General features: G+C 58.9%; 19 protein-coding genes. 5 read left to right on the top strand and 14 right to left on the bottom strand.

Annotated features, from left to right (window positions below; translation table 11 throughout):
- Positions 1–12: 12 nt before the first annotated feature.
- Complete coding sequence (locus ACLKMW_RS22355) at positions 13–282, top strand: hypothetical protein (protein WP_415726741.1); 270 nt, start codon at positions 13–15, stop codon at positions 280–282.
- Between the two features lie 3 nt (positions 283–285).
- Positions 286–2,049: a zeta toxin family protein gene (locus ACLKMW_RS22350; protein ID WP_415726740.1), complete on the top strand. Its 1,764-nt coding sequence runs from the start codon at positions 286–288 to the stop codon at positions 2,047–2,049.
- Between the two features lie 281 nt (positions 2,050–2,330).
- Here the strand turns inward: ACLKMW_RS22350 and ACLKMW_RS22345 are convergent, their stop codons facing one another.
- The 5 genes from ACLKMW_RS22345 to ACLKMW_RS22325 form a co-directional block, all read right to left on the bottom strand.
- The gene (locus tag ACLKMW_RS22345; protein WP_415726739.1) at positions 2,331–4,760 is read right to left on the bottom strand and encodes an AAA family ATPase; all 2,430 of its coding nucleotides are present in this window, start codon (positions 4,758–4,760) and stop codon (positions 2,331–2,333) included.
- Positions 4,757–5,197: a hypothetical protein gene (locus tag ACLKMW_RS22340; RefSeq protein ID WP_415726738.1), complete on the bottom strand. Its 441-nt coding sequence runs from the start codon at positions 5,195–5,197 to the stop codon at positions 4,757–4,759. Before ACLKMW_RS22340 ends, ACLKMW_RS22345 begins: the two co-directional genes overlap by 4 nt.
- 46 nt (positions 5,198–5,243) lie before the next feature.
- On the bottom strand, positions 5,244–7,055 hold the full coding sequence (locus ACLKMW_RS22335) for an SIR2 family protein (RefSeq protein WP_415726737.1): 1,812 nt from the start codon (positions 7,053–7,055) through the stop codon (positions 5,244–5,246).
- A 368-nt stretch (positions 7,056–7,423) separates the two neighbouring features.
- Positions 7,424–7,768, bottom strand: a complete 345-nt coding sequence (locus ACLKMW_RS22330) for a hypothetical protein (RefSeq protein ID WP_415726736.1) — start codon at positions 7,766–7,768, stop codon at positions 7,424–7,426.
- 142 nt (positions 7,769–7,910) lie between these two features.
- Positions 7,911–8,225 carry a transposase gene (locus ACLKMW_RS22325; protein ID WP_415726735.1) on the bottom strand — a complete coding sequence of 105 codons (315 nt, stop codon included), beginning with the start codon at positions 8,223–8,225 and terminating at the stop codon, positions 7,911–7,913.
- 113 nt (positions 8,226–8,338) lie between these two features.
- Between ACLKMW_RS22325 and ACLKMW_RS22320 the strand changes: the two genes are divergently transcribed.
- The 3 genes from ACLKMW_RS22320 to ACLKMW_RS22310 all read left to right on the top strand — a co-directional run bounded on the left by ACLKMW_RS22320 (position 8,339) and on the right by ACLKMW_RS22310 (position 12,213).
- A complete protein-coding gene (locus tag ACLKMW_RS22320) occupies positions 8,339–9,949 on the top strand; it encodes an RcgA family putative transporter (protein ID WP_415726734.1) in 1,611 nt (536 codons plus the stop codon).
- Positions 9,939–10,946 carry an RcgR family putative quorum lactone hydrolase gene (locus tag ACLKMW_RS22315; protein ID WP_415726733.1) on the top strand — a complete coding sequence of 336 codons (1,008 nt, stop codon included), beginning with the start codon at positions 9,939–9,941 and terminating at the stop codon, positions 10,944–10,946. Before ACLKMW_RS22320 ends, ACLKMW_RS22315 begins: the two co-directional genes overlap by 11 nt.
- Before the next feature lie 472 nt (positions 10,947–11,418).
- Positions 11,419–12,213 carry a transposase gene (locus ACLKMW_RS22310; protein ID WP_415726732.1) on the top strand — a complete coding sequence of 265 codons (795 nt, stop codon included), beginning with the start codon at positions 11,419–11,421 and terminating at the stop codon, positions 12,211–12,213.
- Positions 12,214–12,259: 46 nt separating this feature from the next.
- Here the strand turns inward: ACLKMW_RS22310 and ACLKMW_RS22305 are convergent, their stop codons facing one another.
- Genes ACLKMW_RS22305 through ACLKMW_RS22265 form a run of 9 tightly spaced genes read right to left on the bottom strand, consistent with a single transcriptional unit; the run spans position 12,260 to position 20,279 of the window.
- Positions 12,260–12,523: a hypothetical protein gene (locus ACLKMW_RS22305; RefSeq protein ID WP_415726731.1), complete on the bottom strand. Its 264-nt coding sequence runs from the start codon at positions 12,521–12,523 to the stop codon at positions 12,260–12,262.
- On the bottom strand, positions 12,520–13,572 hold the full coding sequence (virB11, locus tag ACLKMW_RS22300) for a P-type DNA transfer ATPase VirB11 (protein WP_415726730.1): 1,053 nt from the start codon (positions 13,570–13,572) through the stop codon (positions 12,520–12,522). The genes ACLKMW_RS22305 and virB11 overlap by 4 nt, the downstream gene beginning before the upstream one ends.
- A 9-nt stretch (positions 13,573–13,581) precedes the next feature.
- A complete protein-coding gene (gene virB10, locus ACLKMW_RS22295; protein ID WP_415726729.1) occupies positions 13,582–14,748 on the bottom strand; it encodes a type IV secretion system protein VirB10 in 1,167 nt (388 codons plus the stop codon).
- A gap of 10 nt (positions 14,749–14,758) precedes the next feature.
- A complete protein-coding gene (gene virB9, locus ACLKMW_RS22290; RefSeq protein WP_415726749.1) occupies positions 14,759–15,601 on the bottom strand; it encodes a P-type conjugative transfer protein VirB9 in 843 nt (280 codons plus the stop codon).
- Between the two features lie 11 nt (positions 15,602–15,612).
- On the bottom strand, positions 15,613–16,284 hold the full coding sequence (locus tag ACLKMW_RS22285) for a VirB8 family type IV secretion system protein (RefSeq protein WP_415726728.1): 672 nt from the start codon (positions 16,282–16,284) through the stop codon (positions 15,613–15,615).
- A gap of 5 nt (positions 16,285–16,289) precedes the next feature.
- Positions 16,290–16,559, bottom strand: a complete 270-nt coding sequence (locus tag ACLKMW_RS22280) for a type IV secretion system protein VirB7 (RefSeq protein WP_415726727.1) — start codon at positions 16,557–16,559, stop codon at positions 16,290–16,292.
- Positions 16,560–16,610: 51 nt separating this feature from the next.
- Positions 16,611–17,507, bottom strand: coding sequence for a TrbL/VirB6 family protein (locus ACLKMW_RS22275; RefSeq protein WP_415726726.1), 897 nt, complete (start codon positions 17,505–17,507; stop codon positions 16,611–16,613).
- Positions 17,414–19,948 (bottom strand): VirB4 family type IV secretion/conjugal transfer ATPase, encoded by a 2,535-nt coding sequence (locus ACLKMW_RS22270; RefSeq protein ID WP_458575178.1) that lies wholly within the window; start codon positions 19,946–19,948, stop codon positions 17,414–17,416. The genes ACLKMW_RS22275 and ACLKMW_RS22270 overlap by 94 nt, the downstream gene beginning before the upstream one ends.
- Positions 19,941–20,279, bottom strand: a complete 339-nt coding sequence (locus ACLKMW_RS22265; RefSeq protein WP_415726725.1) for a VirB3 family type IV secretion system protein — start codon at positions 20,277–20,279, stop codon at positions 19,941–19,943. Before ACLKMW_RS22265 ends, ACLKMW_RS22270 begins: the two co-directional genes overlap by 8 nt.
- Position 20,280: the final 1 nt, after the last annotated feature.

Genomic DNA, 20,280 nt, shown 5'->3' with positions numbered 1-20,280 from the left:
AGGGACACGACAATGGCCGGACAGACAACAACGCTCGACGCGATCGTGCGTGCTGAGCTCGCCATCGAAATCATGAATCAGGCGCGTGGGCTGATATCGGAACGCGTCGCCGCCATCGAGGCGAACGATCCGGCCGGCGCCGAGGCGCTGCGCGCCAAGCGGCGGGAGTTCCTTGCGGTGCAGAACCGCATTCGGGTCGGCGATCCCGAGCAGATCGAAGCCGTGATCGCGGGATGGGGGCCGCGGGTCAAAAACGCGGCCTCGTTCTGGCGGGAGCTCTGATCCATGGCGGACGAAGCTACCCTCGGCCGGTTGTCGGAGGCCCAGAACGAACACATCTTTCGCACCGAGATCCTGCCCGACTATCTCCCCGACGATATCGGAAAGGCGGATCGGCCGACCCTCATCGTGCTCGGCGGCCAGCCTGGTTCCGGTAAAACGGTGCTACTGACCGCCAGTCATGCTGAGCTGGAGCAAACCGGTCCTGTCATCCGCGTCGTCGGAGACGATCTGCGGTCCTCTCATCCGGGATTTGTCGCTCACCAGAATGCCGATCCGATGACGGCATCGCGCTTCACGCAGGCCGATGCCGGCATCTGGAGCGAGAAGCTGCTCACTGCTGCCACCGGACGCGGTGTCCACGTCGTGTTCGAAACCACGATGCGGACGCCCGACAATGTCGAGAAGGTCATGGCGGCCGGACGATCGGCCGGCTATCGCATCGAGGCGCGCGTGCTGGCCGTCAGTCCGCGGGTCAGTTGGCAAGGTTGCCATTACCGCTTTGAGGAATTGCATCACGCCGGCGCTGCAGCGCGTATCCCGCCGCGCGCCGTCCATGATGCCGCCGTCACCGGCCTCGCCGAAAGCCTGGAGCGCATCGAGCGCCGCAAGCTCGCCGATCGTGTCGTGATCCAACGACCGAATGGCGAGGTGGTTTATGAGAATGCTCTATCCAATGGACAATGGCTGGCGGCCGCCACAGCGCGCCAGGTCCTGGAGGAAACACGCAGCCGTCCATTGTCCCGTGAGGAAATTGACAGCTTCGCAAATGTCTGGACCAGAGTGGTAGCCCGCATGGAGGCCCGAAGCGCCAACGCGGCGCTGATCGATGAAGTTAAGGCCCACTCACGCGATGATCTCGCCTGGTTCCTGGCGGCGCGCCGCCGGTCGGATGAGGACGATGCCATGAAGACGGCGAGGGAGGTCAAGCAGCGAATCGGCGTCGAGCAGAACACCATCGCTCTAACCGTTCCGGAAGAACCGTTGGGTGGCCCCGCCATCTGGGATAGGACTGGAGAAAGGCAGGATCGCCATGTTCGACCGGGAGAGGTCCTTATTCCCGGACGTGACTTGCCTGATCTGAGCGAAGCCGAGGTAGGGATCAAGCAGCGGCAATCCATACGGCTTGAGGAAAAGCGTTCGGAAATCGAACGGCTATCGCGACTCGTTTATGGAAATGCCGCAGCCACATCCGCGACGGTCGAGGGCATCGATGGAGCCATGGCGGGTTCCGTCGCCGGACAGGATATCCGGACCGGAAGGTTTGGGCCCATGGCTGGTGAGGGTAGCGGGTTCCTGCGCGCCGAAAGCCCTGAACACCAGACCGCGAAAGCGCATCTGCCACAGCTCGCCGCTGCCATGGAAGACTATGGCCGCACGGTCGATTTCGAGCGGCATCAGATCGAAACCGGGCATCGTGAGGAACAACATCGCCAACGACAGGAAATCCGAGCGCCTTCCGAGGGTTTGACCGCGATCCTGCAGGCGCCGACTCACGAACAGGCCGCGAGGCTGCACGCCGCCCCGCAGTTGCGACTGGAACTGGACGGCATCGCGACGTCGATCAATCGACGGCTGACGCCCGCGGACCGAAATGCATTGAAATCAGGAGATCTCGACCGGCTATCGCGAAACCTGGCCATCTCCCCCGAACGCGCGATCACGCTCGCGCGCGTCCAGTCTCAGATGCACGGGGTGCATGGCCTGACCCAGCTGCATCGACAGCAATTGGAACGCGGTCGTAATGCTGCGATCTCGATCAAAAGATAGCTCAGCTCTATGCCGTCAGCTGGATCGGTCGATTGATCTATACCCACGCAGCTAGCAACGATAGCGCCTGGTTGAATTTGCCTACTTATTCTCACGTGTCTCTAGCGGTGAAAATCTGACGCTTGGTACCCAACCGCAACAGCCGCTCAGGGATGGTTTCCGGGCTGACAGCTTTACACAGCAAAGTCGCGAAAACCGCCTTTAGCAATTTGGCAAGATCCGGCCCAAAGCGGACATTACAGCGGCCTGACGCTTCTCGATAAGCAGACTAATCCCGACATCTACGCGGCTACTGCGTCCTTCTGGTAGGGCAGGTAACGCGGGATCACCTGAGTATCGTCCTCGATGCCACGACGGATTTCCAAAGTCAGCAGTTTGTCTGTTTCAAAAGCGGGACTCAATTCGAGTGCCAGATAGTCGAACAACGGCTTCTCGTGGACCGCGATGATGATCTTGCGATGCTGGTTGCGCGATATCGTTCGCAGCAGCGCTGCGAATTGAGCGATGTGCAGCTCATCCATGCTCTGCACGGGGTCATCGAGAACCAGCCAGGGCAACCTAGGGGTGGCGACCGAGAAATGAAGGGCAAGGAAGAGCGTTAGCGCTGCCGTGTTGAGATTACCGGAACTCAACATCGAGCCCGGTGCGCCACCTGGCATTCCTTTTCGGTGAATAGTCTCCAGCGTGGCGCTGATCTCAGTGGAATCCTGCGGAATACGGAATGCCGGAATGAAGGGCTCGGTCGGGGCAAGACGCACAAACAGGTCTCGCCAAAGCGTGTTCAGCGAGTTGTTGAACACCTTGCGCACAGTGTCAGTTCTTGCCTTGCGCGCGATATCAGAAAGTTCTTTCGCGCGCTTGCGGTCGGCGTCTGCGACCCTGAAGGCAGTGTCCAGCTTCTCGATGTCTTCATCGAGCAGCGTTATGTCACCAGTGACAGTGTCGCGCTGCGAGCGCAGCCGCAGGACAGCCGTGCAACGATTTGTTGCGCCCTCAATACCTCGCTGGATGCGATGAAGGCTCTCCACACGCGCCGCAACTTCCTGCCGAAGCTCCGCAAGGAATTGCCCGAGCTGGTCGGATTGGCCTATCGGCTTTCCGCCGAAGGCCTCGCTGATCCGCGAAGCGCTGGCGCGCAGTTCATTCGAAAGCCGATCGTCTTCTCGGAAGCGACCGAGCTCGCGCGACGCCACCGCTTCCTGGGAGAGAAGTCTCGCTCCCACGGCCACTGCATCGGAAATTCGTGTGAGGGCGACCTGATGCTCTGTCAGGGACACAATCCTACGATTGGCCTGAAGCTTGGCATCATCGGAAAGTATTGCCGCGCGCAAGCGGTCAAGCTGCCGGGCGCTGGTGGTGATCCGTGTTGTAGCCGTAACCTGCTCGTTGGATAGTTGCCTCAGGCGCGTCGAATGAGCGGTGATCTGCGCGATATGCTGTTGCACATGGGCCGACAGCGGTTCCTTCGAGATTTCCCCAAAGTCGCGACCACACACCGGACACTCATTGTCATGAATGTGCGGGAGGATAGCCCCCAGCGCAGTCGCAATCTGACTGGATGTCTTGGAGATATCGGCAATCTGAGACGAAATGATTTTGAGCCGGGCCTCGTCCTGCGCCTGGGACTCGGCCGCCTTCGCTTGGAGCGCAAGGTTCTCTTGATCCATCGACAGTATGCCGTTCAATCTTGCGAGCTCCTCTTCGAGACGTTGGCGCGATGAGGCGTAGGCGACATCCGGACTGGTTGACGACCAAGAAGGAAGATCAGGAAAAATCTCGCGAAGCGCGGCGGTGATCGCTTCCAGTTCAACGCCAGTAGTCTCACGCCAACCGCCAGCGCTTGCCGCCGCCGTGGCGGCGCGATCTTCAACCTCTGTACGCTGTAGCGAGCCGGTATTCTTCGCAATGTCCGACCACTTCTCAACTGACTGCAGTTCAGTCAGGCGTCCGTGCTCGTCCAACAGCCGAGGGCTGGTATCCTGTTGCCGCAGGTCGTCTCGCAGGGCCTCCAGCGCTTGTAGATCGACCTTGCGCCCCGGCAAGGCCACATCGATGTCATCCTGAAGAAGCTTGAGTTCAGTTGCCAGCCGTTGCGCAACATCGGTACACTCACGCTGCAACCGTACACGCTCAGATTCCTTCGATTTTCGTAGGTCCTCCGCGTCCTTGTATGCTGGTGCGAGCTTTCGTACGTTGCGAACGTCACCTGCCGGTTGAAGCCCATCAATGACCGCGTCGAGTTGGTCTAGCCTCAAGAGGTCTTTCACGAAATGCGTAAGGGCCGACTCCTTGTTGGGATCGGCATCCTGATAGATTTTCAGCAAGCGACTAAGGACCGACTGCGCTAGCATGCAGCGGTTACTGAAGAACCGCGCATCGGCTCGATCGAGGAAAGCGTTTCCGCTGACAATGCCACCCGCAATCGTTACAGCACCCTGCTTGAGGGGAACACTGTTCTTGCCGACGAGCGAGACAGAAGCCTGCTTCTGTCCCTGATGCACAAGGAACCTCTCGAACGTCTCGTCATCCCGCTTCATCGCGGGGATCTCTCTGGTAAGGGCCAGCTCAAGAGCGGATAAGATGCTTGTTTTACCGGCACCATTGGCGCCGTGAATCAGGACAATGGGAGCGTCAAGTGGCACGGGTACCGTGCCACGAATGCTGCGGAAGTTCTGGATGACCAACCCTTCAATCGGATCAAGCATGGTCATAGCAAGTCCTCGCCGCTATCCGACATCGTCGACATCGCCATTGTAAGAGGTTTTTCTAGACGTCTGCGCAGAGCCTCCTGAACGGCAGGCGTCCCACGTGGTGCGGCAGCCAGAATGAGTGCGCTGAGATCGTCCGTTTGATTGCGCAGGGTGACCAGTGGGTCAGCTGCAATTGTCGACGTATCCGGGACCACCAGCGGCAACAACACTGCCAGCCAATCACGAAGCAGGCTGTCGTCCGATGGTCCTGTTGGTGTTCCGACCGGCAGAACGCGACATACCTTCGCGATGGACTCGAGCGTCTGCTTGCCGGGCGTCGGGCCAGTGATGACGGCAGTGACCGGTCGCCTTGACTGCACCGCGTCAAGCGCACGACCTAGTCCGCCAATCTTCTGCCGCGCGCGCTCCTCCTTTTCGGTCACGGTGTCGATGATCACGACTAGGTCAGGAGACCTGTCCGTGCCAACCAACATGGCCGCAAACTCAAATGGAATACTGCCCACCTTGAACGGCGTCGGCAGCGTCTTGAACCCGACGCCAACCAGGATGTCTACAATGCGGGCTACAGACGGGCTCAAGGTCATAGTCCGGCTTGTTCCCTGAATAACTGAACGGCTTCTTCTGCGTTTGCTGCTGACTGAAGGATCGATCGCAGGGCGACATCCGTTGCCGCGTCCGGATCGAGAACTCTTCCGGGTGCTGCCGATGGTTCCGCTTCATACGGGGCGCCGCTGCAGTGCAGATGACGACAACGGTATCAGGGTCCTCCTCGTCGATCGTCCCGTCAAGCACCAGACTGGCCGCCGCGTCGCTTGTCGCAACGACGAATACCTTGCGCTTGGCTCCAGCGTTGTCGATTTCGACGGCGCCGCCGTCTCCGACGGTCATGGTCCAGTTATCGTTCGCGACCTGGCCCAGTATCCCGGCAACGTTCGCCAGCTCAGGCAAACCGGTCGTTCCGAGATTGGGGTCGCTCGCGATCTGCGAAACGGGTTGAATGCCAAGCCCAGCAAAGGCACCGTTGCCAGCATAGGAAGTACCTCTGAACGAACTAAGCAATTGCGAGCCTCGCTGCACAATGGCTTTCACGAAGGCGAGGCGGTCCACATCGCCTCCCTTGGCGATGCGATCGCGCAATGCGAGCACGCCCGTTGCCATCGCCTCGCGATCCGCTGAGCCAAATCCGGGCGCGCTTGCGCGGCTGGAATACGCCGCGAGCTTCTTAGTAAGAGTGCTCAGGACTAGCGCCGTCAATAGAGGCTTGGAGTAGGCAGGCAGCTTAGCCGACTCTTCGATATCAGCCTGATGCTGGGCGTACTGAGCGCCGTAGACGTACTGAAGCAACTGCTCCTGATCGATCCCCAGCTCCTGCTGCGCGAACACGTAGGCTGGCGGATGTGATGGAAAGGCGTGCGGCTTGAGGTTGTTACCCTTTGCGAACACCGTCTTGATGTTGAAATCCTGGATCGAGAGCCCAACAACGAGCGACGGAAATTTGCTCGCAAGGCCCTCAAGTTCGTGACGCATCATGTTGTAGTTGTTGTCAGCGGTCCATCCGATAATCTGAGGCTCGCGCCCGACCAGATAACTGCGATAGACTCCGGAGTTTTCCTTCGCCCGTACAGCGCAACCATGGAACTTGATTAGCCGCGTCCGAGAGGCTGCTCCGTTGAAGTCGTCTGCGGTAACACACACCGCGAGCAAGCCCGCGCCGCCACCGGACAACTGCTCGATCGCCTTCTCTACAAGACCATCCCAGTTGGCTGTCGCAACATTCGCCAGCATTCCTTCGAGAGCGAGTAACGCTACGCAGATGTGCTCACAGTCAGGCTCAAGGCCCTCGGCCGCGTAGGTGCCAGGGACGTCGACAACGTCCCAAAGCAGGTAGTCGATATCCTTGCCAGCAACGGCAATCGCCAATAGGTCGGAATATCGTCTGATGAAGCGGTCGACGACGTCGTCAATCATCGCCCATGTCTCGGGGGAGGTAGCGAAATCAATGCTGGCCTTCTCCGCGGCGCTTAACCCGGCCAGCCCGATCGCCTTGTCGAATGCGGCTGTGAAAGCTCCCGCGCCACCTTCTGCGGCTCGCTCGTCCCACAGGTGCTTGAGAATTCTGCGGCAAATCTTGCCGAGGTCGTCGACCTTCTCTTTCGAGATCGCAGACCCCAGCCAAAACACATACTCGCCGTTGGCAATGCCCTCGGCGGTCTCCTTGAAGGGACCATCAAGCAGTTCGAGCACCGTCGAAATTGATATGTTCGCGGCAGTAACGCCTGCGGGCAGCGCAGCCAAAATACCCATCCCCCAAAGTATGATTTATCATCAACAATACGGGCGGTATTGCAAGGTGATTGCACTCGTAGGCACGGCGGATTTTCTTAATGGTGCGCGCAGCCGAAGAAAGCGACGCTACTCTTGGGAGGTGGCGCACCGCCTCGATATTAACAAAGCCTGACCACAGCGTGCGAAGTATCAGTTCCGGTGGTGATTGGTGGTCGCTGTGAGCAATCAGTCCTCCACGCAGATTAGGCGACCGTCAGCTTTTGGCGCAATGCTACCTGCGAACGATCCCGGCGAACGACTGGTTTAAGGAAAGCCGGAATCGACCACAATCGTCCGCGATGCGGTCGGTTCCCGCCATTTCCAGTGGGTACCAAGTGTTAAATTTTCGCCACTAGCCTTTCAGGAGCTAAGATAGTTGCGAACGGCTCATCTGATGCATCAACCCACAAGACATTCGCAGGCATATTAATCGCATAGGAGCCAATCTGGCTTGCAATCAGCATTTTTGTGCCATGAGCAATGAGGGTCTCCGTTGCCTTGACACGGATCAACAAACCTTCCTCATGAGTACGAATTTCTGCCGTTGCTGCCTCGAAGTCGAGGTGATATTGCCCATTATTTTGGGAGATGGACCGACAATGGATCGTCAGGTCTCTAATCGCGTGTTCAATTGCGTAGGGAGCGTTTGCCAGGCTTAATTTTGCTTCGCATACGAGCAGCATGCTATACTTCCTTCTATTGGTAGCATCGGTGTCTGTCTGCCAATCCCGACGCGGGTCTTCCGGCGAAGGCATGGCCCACACGGGCGAGGGTTCTGGACCGCCTCATGGCGTCTTGCGATGCACGCGGCTGATGAAGCTTGGTCTATTCGACCGATATGCCGTGTCGGGTCACACTTCCGATCCGATGTTTCTGGTGGCCAGCGACCCCCGTCGACCTGTCGCCGTCATGCAGAAGACCAAGGAAACGGCCGAAGGCGCGACGGTCCATGATCTGAAACTCGGTCTGCTCATCCGACAGCACGGAAAGTGCCTGTAACACCAGGATCTTTATCACCGCGACGTAAGGTGGTCGCCCGCCCTCCGACTGATCCGGGCAGTTCAGTGCCTTGGCCAGCGGTTTGCGAAACATCTCTCCCGCAACAACCGTGTTCAGCCTCTCCAGCGGCTCGCCGGTCATTCGATCCCTCCCGTGCCGGCAAAAATCGAGTTGATACAAACATTGATTGGGAACGAGGGCACGATAGGATACGAAGACTAGCGAAACGGAACGAAATCATCGCCGGTAGCCAATTGATAAAGAACGGAAAATTGTTTCTCCCGCCGCCGCGAGATGGGGGCGATTTCAAAGAATTGTTCAAGCAATTAGCAGCGGCGGGTGCAGGACGACCATTGGACGAAGATGGGTTTCCAGCAGGCCCATGGACGCCCGAGCTTCTTGAAGAGGCGATTTCACAGATTGATTCCAACCGGGTTGGGATCGATCTGCGAACGGTGCAGCTTTGGTTTCAAGAGAACGAGAAGGGAATCAGCACTGCCAACATTCGTTGGTTGGCGAGGATTTTTGGATGCGATGATCCCGTCGCAACGAGCGAATGGCAGATGGAGCTTAGTGCGGCGCAATCGCGGTTATCGGCCAAGAGACGAGAATGGAAGCGAGCCGGAAGCAGCGTTGCACCGGAGATTCCAGATACGGCACTGACTGCGACCTTCGATGACGAGACAGACCCCCCGGCTGAGCTGACACGGGATACTGACGCCAAGGGGCCGAGGCGGCGTTTCAGTCTGGCGAGGAAATCGGAGGCATTATTTAGTCACGGTTTTCCCCTGAATCTACCGGCTTCGGTGTTCGCGGGCATCTCCGCTCTTGGATTTTTGTCGTTCATTATCGGCATTCATAACGTGAAATATGGCCGCGTGGATGGCGTCGTTAAGCAAGTCGGATTTCTTTGGGCCGCGAATTGGACATTCGTGTTCATGGTGTTCCTGCCTCTGTTTTTGGCCTTCGTCTCTGAGTTGGTGACCTCGTGGAAATATGAAGAACGATCAAAGCTTGTAAGCGACTGCTCAGATGAAGGTGACCACGCCTGGGAGCACATCATAGACGCCTCTTCCTATTCACTCTGGGCGGTTTTTTTGATTTGTGTGTTGTTCGCCGGCCTCTTCCAGTGGATCGGCGTGTGTTTGATCCCTTTAATCAAAGGCGGTGGCAACTACGCGACAGATTGGGGCTCGATCGCGATTGTACGGCCTGAAATCGTATCGGTACCGGTAGCAATCGTGTTCACAGGGCTCGCTTACTTATATATGTGCCTGTGTTTTTATCTTTTCTTCGCCGGCCTCATTTTTCTTTACACGGTCGTCGATGACCTCTGGAAAATTGGCGAGGCATCAAAAAATCAGACGGAAATGGGTCTCCAACATGATTTAAAGGAAGCCAGATTCAAGGTGATGCGGTGGGTTTTCCGGTGCACGCTTTTGGGCATCTTGATCGCCACTATCATGAAGCTCCAAAGCTCTTACCTGACATCCAATGGACAGAATATTGTGACCTGGTTGGTCAGCGATCTGTCTTCCGCCTTGTACGAACGGGCCGATGTGGGCAATCGTTTCAGCTACAGAATGCCGACGCATTACAGCAGTCTGCTTATCGCCATGTCGAGCTGTTTTGTGTTTCTGTATGGTGCCATCCGTTTAGGCATCGGAAGTCAGTTTAAGGCCCGTTTGTGGGGGATGTCTGCTGCTGTTGCGCTGCTCCTCGCCAGCTATTTGCTGATCGATGCGTTTTCAGGATTCTCGATCCTTCTGGGCGTTGGAGTGCTGCTCGCGATGTATGGTCTCATTGACCCAGGATTTGGCCGAGGGCGTGCGAGCGAATTGGGAAACGATCAGAGTGTATCATAGTTGGCTTGATTGTTGGGATGAGCAGCGGGGACGACGCGGTGAGGCAGGGAAGCAGACAACTGATTTCATCCTTGACGCCGACCGTGCCTTTCCAGGCGCGAAGACGGTGGAAACGACCGAGGAGTTCTGTGTCCTAGCGGATCAAGCAGTAGCGGATCCAACCTTTTTCGATGTGCCGAGTGTGGGCGATCAGGTTTTTAAAAGGCTAGATGGCTGGCTCAAATTTCCATCGGACATTTCCACTGATATCGAAGAAAACAATGTTGTCTGGGCAAAAATCACAGAAAGCGGGTCGTTCGATCAGGCATTGGTGATTTTTCACCATTGGAATGCAAGCTCCCGGAATCGCCAGATTGCCAGCTTTTTTGTGAAGCGCGGCATCACGGTTGTCGAGGTTGCCATGCCCTATCACTTCGAGCGCAGCCGTCCCGGATCTCTGCACGCCGATTATATGCTTAGCGCCAACCTGGGTCGAACGATCCAATCCGTAAGGCAGGCAGTTTTGGACGGTCGAAAGCTCATTCGTTGGTTGAAGCGCGAAGGCTATCGTAACATTTCGGTTCTCGGTATGAGCTTAGGCTCCTGGGCCGCTGGATTGATCGCGGCGCATGACCCGGCTGTGTCGAAAGCCTCGTTGTTTCTGTCGGCGGGGAGTCTGGCCGATATGGTTTGGACGGGTCGCGCGACACGCGCGATACGCGATAGCCTTGAGCCTGAGATTGAGCTGACCGATCTCAGAAGGGCTTGGGGTCCACTTAACTTGGAGAATTACGCACATCGTCTGGCGCGGCCGGACCTCGCTCTACACGTCGTGTTGGCCAAGAGAGACAAGGTAGTTTTGCCAGAGTTGTCGGCGAGGTTCATGGAAAAGCTGAAGGACACCGGCGCTCGGCCCAACGTTCTTGAATTAAACTGTGGCCACTATTCGCTCGCCATGCCGCCTTACATTTTGTTGGCCGGTTTGAGCTTGAAGCGGTTCCTAAGGCACGGCCGTTGAGCGGTTTCTGTCGTCAGCTGAATCGGCACCTGAGAAGTGACGGGTCGCCGACTCTCCACTACGCAGCACTTTGCTGAGCCTGCCGAGTGCGTGGGCCACTTGGGGCAACTGGAGGCCTCTAAATACCTCGCTCTCGGACGTCGGCTGTAACCGCGCGATTTCATGTGAGCGACAAAGACTTGGACAACATCGGCCTATCGGAGCCCTATTGATCGTTCGAGCCAGTTTTTGGAGAGATGGTCTGGGAGGAAAGTATCCGTTGGGCGCACGGTTTCTACGACAGTCACAGCGGACCTGGAGTTCCTTTATCGAAAAGCCTACGTCCGTCTCACCGTCCGTAGAGCCCTTACATTGATCCGGCTTGCCGGCCTTGGTCTTGCCCACCTTGGAGCACTGACTAAGATCAGGCATAGCGGCCTACCCTATAATGTCCTGGTTCTGGCGTGGCTTACTAACGTGTCGGGCTGGTCCTTTGAATCTGGGGACGGCCAAGCCCAGCTTTGGCGGCAAGAAGCATATCGGGCTTATAGATGGCCAACGATTTGTCGCGCAAATCGTATTGATTGAGAAAGAAGAAGACATGAGACGACAGACGCGTCCCTTCATCGTAGAAGTCAAGCAAAGGCGCAGCCCGACGAAGAAGCAATCGATCTGGGGTAATTTGAATGTTGCAGCCGTGGCCGCCGAAACAATGCGCGACCTGGAACGGGATGAGCCGACTTCACCTTCTTTGATTGACTCCGGCGCGCCATCGATTGATGTTGCGGGCGAAGATAATCCGCTAATGGAGCACAATATGCCGGATCCGCAGGAAGCTGAGACCGCCGAGGCCGTTGCCGAAGCGCCCGCGAGCGTAGACGTGCCCGAACCGAAGAAAAGGGCGCCGCGGCCGAAGAAGGCGAAGTCGGCACCCAAATCGCGGATCGCAAAGGAAGCTGTAATACCGGCGTCCAAAGCCGTGGACACTCAGCGCGCGCCGGCTCGTGCTAAGCGCAAAACCTATTCCGAAAATGAGCGTGCCCGGCTACTCGCGAAGATCCAGAAAGCAATCGGCGGCGGCGTGTCTATCAAGGCCGCCGTCGGCGAGGCGGGCATTTCGGAACAAACCTACTATCAGTGGAAAAGGGCCACGGAAACTGTCGCGCCGACTGCCGATCTGAATGACCTCCTTGCGCTGGAGGAAGAGAACAAGCAGCTGAAGAAGCAGCTTGCAGAACGCCTGCGGCAGGAGAATGCTGAGCTCAAGAAGAAACTCGGACTGAAATAGCCTCCTGACGGTCTCCGCAACAGAGGGACAGAAAGACGGCGAGCCTCTATTGCTGCAGGAGCGGCAACACGACAGAGGCGCCGTCCATCAACCAATGCACGATTGCCAGCGGCAGCAGGTGCCGCAGCCGCAGATAGACAACGATCATGAACACTGAGTTCGGGATCGATGACAATAAGAGAAGCAGCATGGATCCCGGGTCAAACGTCAGCGGCATGAAGGAATGCTGAAGCGACCAGTAGAACTCCGCCATCCCGATGGCGAGGACTGTGCATTCCGAGAAGACCTGCAAAGGATTGAGCGGACTCATAGAGTGGCTGCAGGCGCTTTCTTGCGAAGCGCCTCTACCTGACGGGTGGGTACGGTATGCGCATGATCTGCGTAGTAGACTTCCGTCACGCGGAACCGGCCGTCCACTCTTTTACACTGGACGATCACATCGATTGAAATCTTAAGCAGGTTACGAATATCGTGGCGATCGAGGTCCTGACCGCCTTCGGACTCCTTGACCAGAAGCGTCAACTGCTCGAACGCCAGGGTTGGTGAATCCGCATGCACAGTGGTGATCGAGCCGGGATGGCCGGAGTTGATGTTGCGGATATAATAGAATGCAGTGCCGTCACGCAGCTCCTGCAACAGTACCCGGTCCGGCCGCATACGCAGGCACGATTCAAGCAGGTCCTTGGCGCCGAGCTTTGCCAGCCCCTGCCCGCCCTTCGAATAGAACAGCCGGACATGGTTCGGCTGCGGGATCGTGAGCTCGGGCGTGTCCTCGATGCTGATAAGCCGTTCGTCCTGCGGAATGTGCTGGATCAGGGCCTTCGAGATCGTGGTCTTGCCGGAGCCCGTGGCGCCGGAGATGATGATGTTCTTGCGCGCCAGTACCGCTCCTTCGAGAAAGGAGCGGTACTGGCCGCTGCGGTAGGTCGTCAGCAGCGGATCGTCGCGAGAGTTTTGATCGGTGCTCGCAACGACATTCTCAAACAAACCACCCGCCTCCAGGTCCGTCATCGACAACGCAACGGACGATGGCTTGCGGATAGTTATGGAAACGGTGTCTCGTGTCGTCGCTGGCGGGATGACGATCTGAATGCGTTCGTCGTCCGGAAGCGTAGCGGAGAGAAGCGGTCGGGTCTCATCGATGCCCTGATTGGAGAAGCTTGCCACAGCCCTTGCCAGCCGCATCAATTTGTCAAACGACAGGTCCGGTAGTTCGTGGCGTTGCCAGCCCGCCGTTCCTTCCGTCAGCACTTCCCTTGGACGATTGATGACAACCTCATAGAGGCTCTTGTCCTTCAGGAACTGATCGAGCGGGAGAAGCAATTGGCGGACGACGCCGGCATCGGAATTTTCCGTCATCCCCCTGCCCTATTTCGTCGCCAGGTCGGATTTTGGATAGAAGTCCCCCATCACGGCGCGGTCGTAGATCGTGTTGCGGGGCTCGGTTACCTGCAGGCCGTAAATGCTGGAGAAATCGAGATCGCGCGCGACGAAGATCGAAACCAGCGAGCCCTGATGCTTGGTGAGCGTTGGTGGAATGTTGATCGACTGCTCGACCGCGATGGCGGCCGCTTCCTTACCCGAACTTGCCGTGCCCTGCGCCTGCACATCGCTGCGCTGCAGCTCCTGCCCTGCCCACGTCGCGACATCGCCGACCACGGACAGCAGCAGAGCGCTCCCGAAGCGCTCCCACCAGTGCGTATTGACATAGCCATCGAAGCCGGCGCGGCCGATCGCGTCGGTTGCCGGCGACGCCAATGTGATGATGACGCCCGTGGGTGTCTTGGCGCGGTTCCACAACACGAACAGCCGGTTTTGGCCGCGGCGCAGTCCGCCGCGATATTCGCCAACGACCTGGGTACCTTTCTCCATCAACACAACGCGGCCATTGTCGGAAAGAACGTCGCGGGTAATGACGCAGCTGGTGAATCCCGGTTGATCCGACGACAGCGCGGTTTCAAGCGCGCAGGGGATCGAGGTTCCCATCGCGACAATAAAGTTGCGGTTGCCGAGGTGTCCGGCCTTCGATCCTTCCAGGACGGTCGGCTTCAGCATCCGGTTGAAGCGCTGATCCTCGTTCTCTTGTCCCCCTCCCCCCAGAAGGCCGTCGACCGGAAGGAAGCTCGAATCCGTCGCGGCGGTCGTGTCGGAGGTCCTGGCATTGTTGCCAGATTGTCCGCCGCCAAAAGCCATCACCGGCGCTCTTCTTGCCGCGTCGAGGAGTTCGTCAACGGCAGGCGTCTCCGCCGTCTCGACGGCCGGCGTCGGTAGTTTGATCTCCGGAACAGGCAGGACCACGGGCTCGGGTTCGGCTCTCGCCGGTTCGAACTCCGTCGTCTGGCGGATCACCCCTGATCCCGACTGCTCGACATCCTCCTTCGGCCCCTGGCGCATCGACCACATAGCAAAGCCCATGAAGGCGACGACCGCCAGCACGACGGCGCCGCGCTTCAGTAAGGGATTGCTGTCGACCTTGCGCGCCGCCGAGGTCTGACCGCGTTCGCCGGGGATCGTTGTTTCTGACGTGTCTGTCATGGCGGCTCCCTTACTGTCCGGCGGCCGGAACCTTGACCACGCGTTCGACCGAGGGCGAGGTGGTATTGGTTCCCGGGTCGACGCCTACCGGCGAATAGGCCTCGTTGAAGATGCAGAGCGTGTCCGATCCACGCCGCAGGATGAACTTGCGGCTGATCGCATGGACGAGAACGAGATCGCCCTGAACTGTCTTCGGCACCATGCTTTCCGTGCCGTCGGAGTTCTCGATGTAGATCGCGGGCATTTCCTGATTGCCGCTGAAGGCAAAGGTCGTCACCTTGCCGTTGTCGTAGACCGCCTGCGGTTCGATTGCGGCAGAGCCTTGCGCGGAATAGCGCCAATTGCGTGGGCCGTATCGCTCATGGATGCCGAGGACCTGGTCGGCATAGCCTGCCTCGGCCGCACGCTTGCGCGTTTCCTCCTCGAGGCGGCGTCGCTCGGCTTCATCGGCCGGATAGCGGTACTTCACATAGAAATAGGTGTTCTGCCCCGCATCGACCGAGCCGTCGCGCACCACCAATTCCATCTGATAGCTGCGCTTGGAGCCGTCCCGCCGTGTCGTCACCACCGAGATGTTGGTGGCCGGCTGGTTCTCGCGGGGTTTGAGGAACAAGATATGGCCGGCCGGGGCGACCTCCCAGGCAACGGTATTGCCGAGAGCCACATGGGCGATTTCTTCGTCAGGTGCGAACTCAACCTGGACCGACGAGCGGATCGTGCCGACGATCCGCGTAATATTATAGGGCTGGTAGTTGACGAAGCGCACGCGATTGTCTTGCTGTGCACTGGCCGGTATCTCGAGCGCCTGAACAGGGTGTGGTGCCAGCAGCGCGATGACGACAGCGGCAAGCAGAGATCGTTTCTTCAATTCAAGGCCTCCGGATCGGCCCGGTACTCGCTCACCACGAACCCAAGCGGGTTTACCAACCGGTCGCTGGAGGACATTGGGGCATTGGCATAGAAATAGGTGATCGTTGCCACCCAATGGGTTGTGCGGACGTCTTCGCCGCGTGTGATTGTCCGCGTGTAGCGGACTGAAACGACATTGCTGTTAATGAGCGAGATCGACTTGATCCCGATGCGGGACGTCGCGGAGCGGCCATAGACGTTCTGCGGCGATTCCGGATTGCCGCCGCGATACGCGGCTGCGAAGCGCTGCTGCTCGGCCGCGTTCGACATCAGCGAGGCGGTCCGGAAATTCTCCTCTGCTTCTGACCAGACATAGCCTTCGCGTGCCCGGACGTAGCGGGCGGCGAAATATTTGGTGACTTCCTCATCATAACTGCCGGCAACCGACGACATCGCCGACACCACGTCGACGATGCCGGTGGAATTGTCGACGCGGATGACGAACGGTTCGACCGTCTTGAGCGGTGTCAGCGCGACCACGGCGGCGACCGACATGCAGGCCAGCGCGCTGGCAACGATGGCGACAAACCAGGCGAGTCGCTTTGAGCGTTCGGCCGAGGCCACCCGGTCCTGGTCGAAGCGGCGCGCCTTGTCGAAATATTCCTTGAGACTGTCTGTCGTCACCATGCCGCCTACCCTGCCCGGCAGGCGGTGTGAGAACCGGCTTCGTCGAACCCGGCGAAAGCTACGGTCTTGGCAGTTGCCTCGTCCGACTGATTGGCGAATGCCAAGGCGCTTCCGTTGTTACCAGCGAGCGACGACTGCTGTTGGTCCCCTTGTGCTTTCGCGGCATCCCACTCCCACATCGAACGATTGAGCGGCCGCTTCGCATAACCGTCGCATTTGGGCAGCGGATAGCTCAGCGACGCGCAGCCGGTGACGGCGGCCAGCAGCCCCATCATTGTTACAACTCGAACTATATGCACGCTGCAATACTCCTCATGGTGATGGCGTCAGGCTCCTCTGCCGGTCAGCCTGCGCCACCCCCAACCGATCGTTCTCGTGACGGTGCTTTGATGGGCATCCCGACCCGCGGCAAAGCCATAGGTCAGCGAGGCGCCTCCGCTCGCCAGCGCCGAGGCAATGCCCGGCAGCTGATAAAAGACATAGAGGGAAGCAAGGCCGATGGCGCCGACCGCGATCGGTCGCATCAGGACGTCGCTGTAAGCCTCGACGGTGGTGAACATCGTCGCGAAGCTGGTGACCAGCAGGGAGCCAACCGCAACGACGAGAACCTGGAGGATGACGAAATTGGCGAGCTGTCCGATCCATGCCTCGGTGAAGCGGCGGGTCGACTGGAACATGGCCAGTGCGATGAAGATCGGCCCGATCGCGAGAACGATTGCGAGCGCAACGCGTGCGTAAAGCGACACGACGTATCCGATCGAGGCGACGATGAACGTCACCACGATCACCACGAGACCGGCAAAACCGGTCAGCGGATCGACCGGCCAGGACGCCTGTGCCCAGATATCGTTGGCGGACTTCTGACCCTTATCGAGCAGACTGTCGAAGGTCGTGGCGCTTGGAGCACCGCCGGTGTTCAGAGCTTCGGAAACTTCCCTGGGCAGAGTTTCGAAAAAGACGTTGATCACGTAGGTCTGGTATTCGCCCGCGTTCCTGACCAGCATTAGGATGATGGCGAGCTTTATCGCCCGGAAGGCAAACTCCATGATCGGTTCCTGCACCGATCCGCGCAGGATCAGAAATCCGTACAGGATCACGTAGAGGGTCAGCGCCGCCGTCAACGGCCCCGTCACCCACGCGCTGATCCCGCTCGTACCGGAACTGATGAAGTTCTGGAGCGGCGTCGTGAACTGGCGATCGAGAAAGTCGAAGACGGTGTACATGAGGCTATCCCCCCAGGGCCCTGTTCATGCGCTCGAGCCGGGCCTTGCCCTCCGCCTCTTCGGCATTGCGGCAGTTGGGCGTCTGCCCCAGGAAGCCAAACTTCCGGATCGTCACCGGTCTGCGAGCGGATGGTGTCGGCAAGCTCAACATTGGCGGTGCGGCCGGACAGCACAGCGAGTTCGTCATCGAAGCCGCCGAGATTGAGCTCGGCGACGACGCTGTTGTGGCCCTGCTTGACGATGAAGCGGCGGCTCTCGTTGGAAAGCTCACGCGCAATCAGCTCATATTCCCGTTCGGTGAGTTTGAAGCCGTCGACATAGTCGGCCCTGCTGCCACGCGAGTTCGGCATGAATACCTGTGTCGGGCACTGCTCGATGATGGTGTGCGCAATCGGCGAATTGATCGCGTCACGCGGACTTTGCGTGGCGAACAACATGAGCCCGTTCTGCTTGCGGATGGTCTTGAGCTTGTTTTGGGCCAGATCGCGAAAGCCCTCGTCGGCAAGTGCTTTCCAGAACTCATCGATGACAATGATGATGCGGCGCCCATCGATCAGTTGTTCGACCCGATGGAACAGGTAGGCCATCAGCGGGGTGCGGATTTCCTCGTTATCGAGGAAGTCGGTCATGTCAAAGCCGACAAACTTGCCACCCACGCCAAAGTCGCCGAGGCCAATGTCCTCGATGACGTTGTCGAACACCCATCCCAGCGGCCCTCCCCTCTCCCAGCGTCGGAGCCGCGATGCGATGCCTTCGGGATCGGTATTGTTGAGGAAGGTGCGCAGCGCGCCGATCGTGCGCCGCTCTACCGGGAGATCGGCGAGCCCGTCGATGGCATTGGCGATGTCGCGGGTCTCCGCGACGGAGAGTTCGCGCGTTTTCGAGCCGACGAGCTTTGTCACCCATTGCGCCAGAAACACCTTGTTCTCCGGCGTCAGTTCCATGCCCTTCAGAGGGGCGCAGCCGGTCGGCCGGCCATTTTTCAGTGGCAAATATGTGCCGCCCGCCGCGCGCACGAAGAGATCGGCGCCGCGGTCCTTGTCAAAGAAGACGATACGCGCGTCGAACTTCTCGCCCTGCGACAGGATGAAGTTGAGCAGCACCGTCTTGCCCGAGCCCGACGGCCCGCCGATGAAGGTGTTGCCGAGATCGCCATGGTGCAGATTGAAGTAGAGCGGCGATCCTGACGCTGTCTTCAGCATGGCAACCGCCGGTCCCCATTCGTTGCCGTCGCGCTGACCGATCGGATAGGAATGGAAGGGCGAAAAGGCCGCGAAATTCTTTGAGGTGATGGCGCCGGAGCGGACGCGATAGCCGAAATTGCCGGGAAGCTGCGCCCACCAGGCCGCTTCCAGCCCAAGATCTTCGCGGGCGACGACCGCTCCGCCATTGGTCAGATGCGTCCGGCTCTTGGCCAGATTGTCCGTGAGTTCCTTTACAGAGTCGGCGAAGACGGTCAGGGTCAGGTGATGGTCGCCTAACACGAAGCGGTTTGATTCCAGATCGTCCAGCGCATCGTCGAGCTCCTCGAGTTGCGACCCGGCCTTGTCGCCGGCGCTGACCATCTGGTTCTGTTTGCGGCCCATCACCGTCTTGGCGTCAGACTTCGACAGGAAGGAGAAGCTCTGGGTCAGGATCAGTTCGTAGGGAACGGTCAACAAGCCATCGAACATGCCGGGCCGCGTGCGGGCCGGATATTCCTTGAAGCCGAACATGCCGGCATAACGGCTCGATCCTTCATGACGGATTTCGACGGTTTCGCGTCCGACGATGACCCGGTCGGAATAGATTGCGGATGAAACACGCCCCTCGGTGAGCGGCACTGCTTCACGGCGCCCACCCACCAGTTGATGCAGCACTTCGCTCGGCTCAGAGAAGAGCAGGCCCTCGCGTTCCTGAAGGGTGAGAACGCGCGGACCGAAACGCTTCAGGCCAGCTGTAACATCGACGATCGTGTCGTTGAGGTGCTTGAGTGCATCCTCATCAAGCTCAACCCTACATCGCCGCGCCTTTCGCAGTTGCGACAGGAACGCGGCTACCCGCTCGGCGGGATCCTTGCCAGGGTGCCAGACGAGGCTGAGATAGAGATCGTTGCGGAACAAGTCCTCACCGATCATGCGGGCGCGGTACTTATCGTTCAGAGTCCGCGAGAAGGCGTTGGAAAATTCGCCGTCGGGGTACTCGTTGTCACGACGCCGGATGACATGCGTCCACAGCGCCAGCCGCTCATCGGCGATATTCCGGTAAAGCGTGTTGAGGTCGCGGTGCAGCGCGTTGAGGTCGAGCGTGTCGGCCGTCTCGAAAGACACCCCTTCAAGCGCGATGATCACCATCAGGGCACGTGAATCGAGCGCGATCACCCGTTCGTGGACGTGGCGGACGTATGGGATGAAGGTCTCGGGTTCGCGCTCACGGCTTCTGACGGTTGCGGTACTAGGCAAAGCCGAGGTCCCTCTCGTCATAGCGCCGAACGAGCCTCATCGGGGTGAGGCTCGATCCGCCCCAGAACCCGCTGTTGCGGGTTCGACCCCGCGTCTCGATCCAGCCGAGCAGCACGCGGAACATATTGTGGTCGTGCTTGACGATGGCCTTGAAGATGACGTGGAACACCAGGCCGACGAGCGCATAGGCCACGGATCCCGCGACGATAAAGAGGATGGTCGTGAAGATCATATTGATCCCCATCGCCTCCATCGTCACGCCGCCGATCATCGCAGGCCTGGTGCAGGCGAGAAACAGCGTGTCTTCCTCAAGGGCAATCCGCTCGGACACG

This window comes from Borborobacter xinjiangensis, assembly GCF_047739745.1.
In the GTDB taxonomy this organism is placed as follows: Bacteria; Pseudomonadota; Alphaproteobacteria; order Rhizobiales; family Rhizobiaceae; genus Pseudaminobacter.
This window is presented reverse-complemented; position numbering and strand designations above follow the sequence as displayed.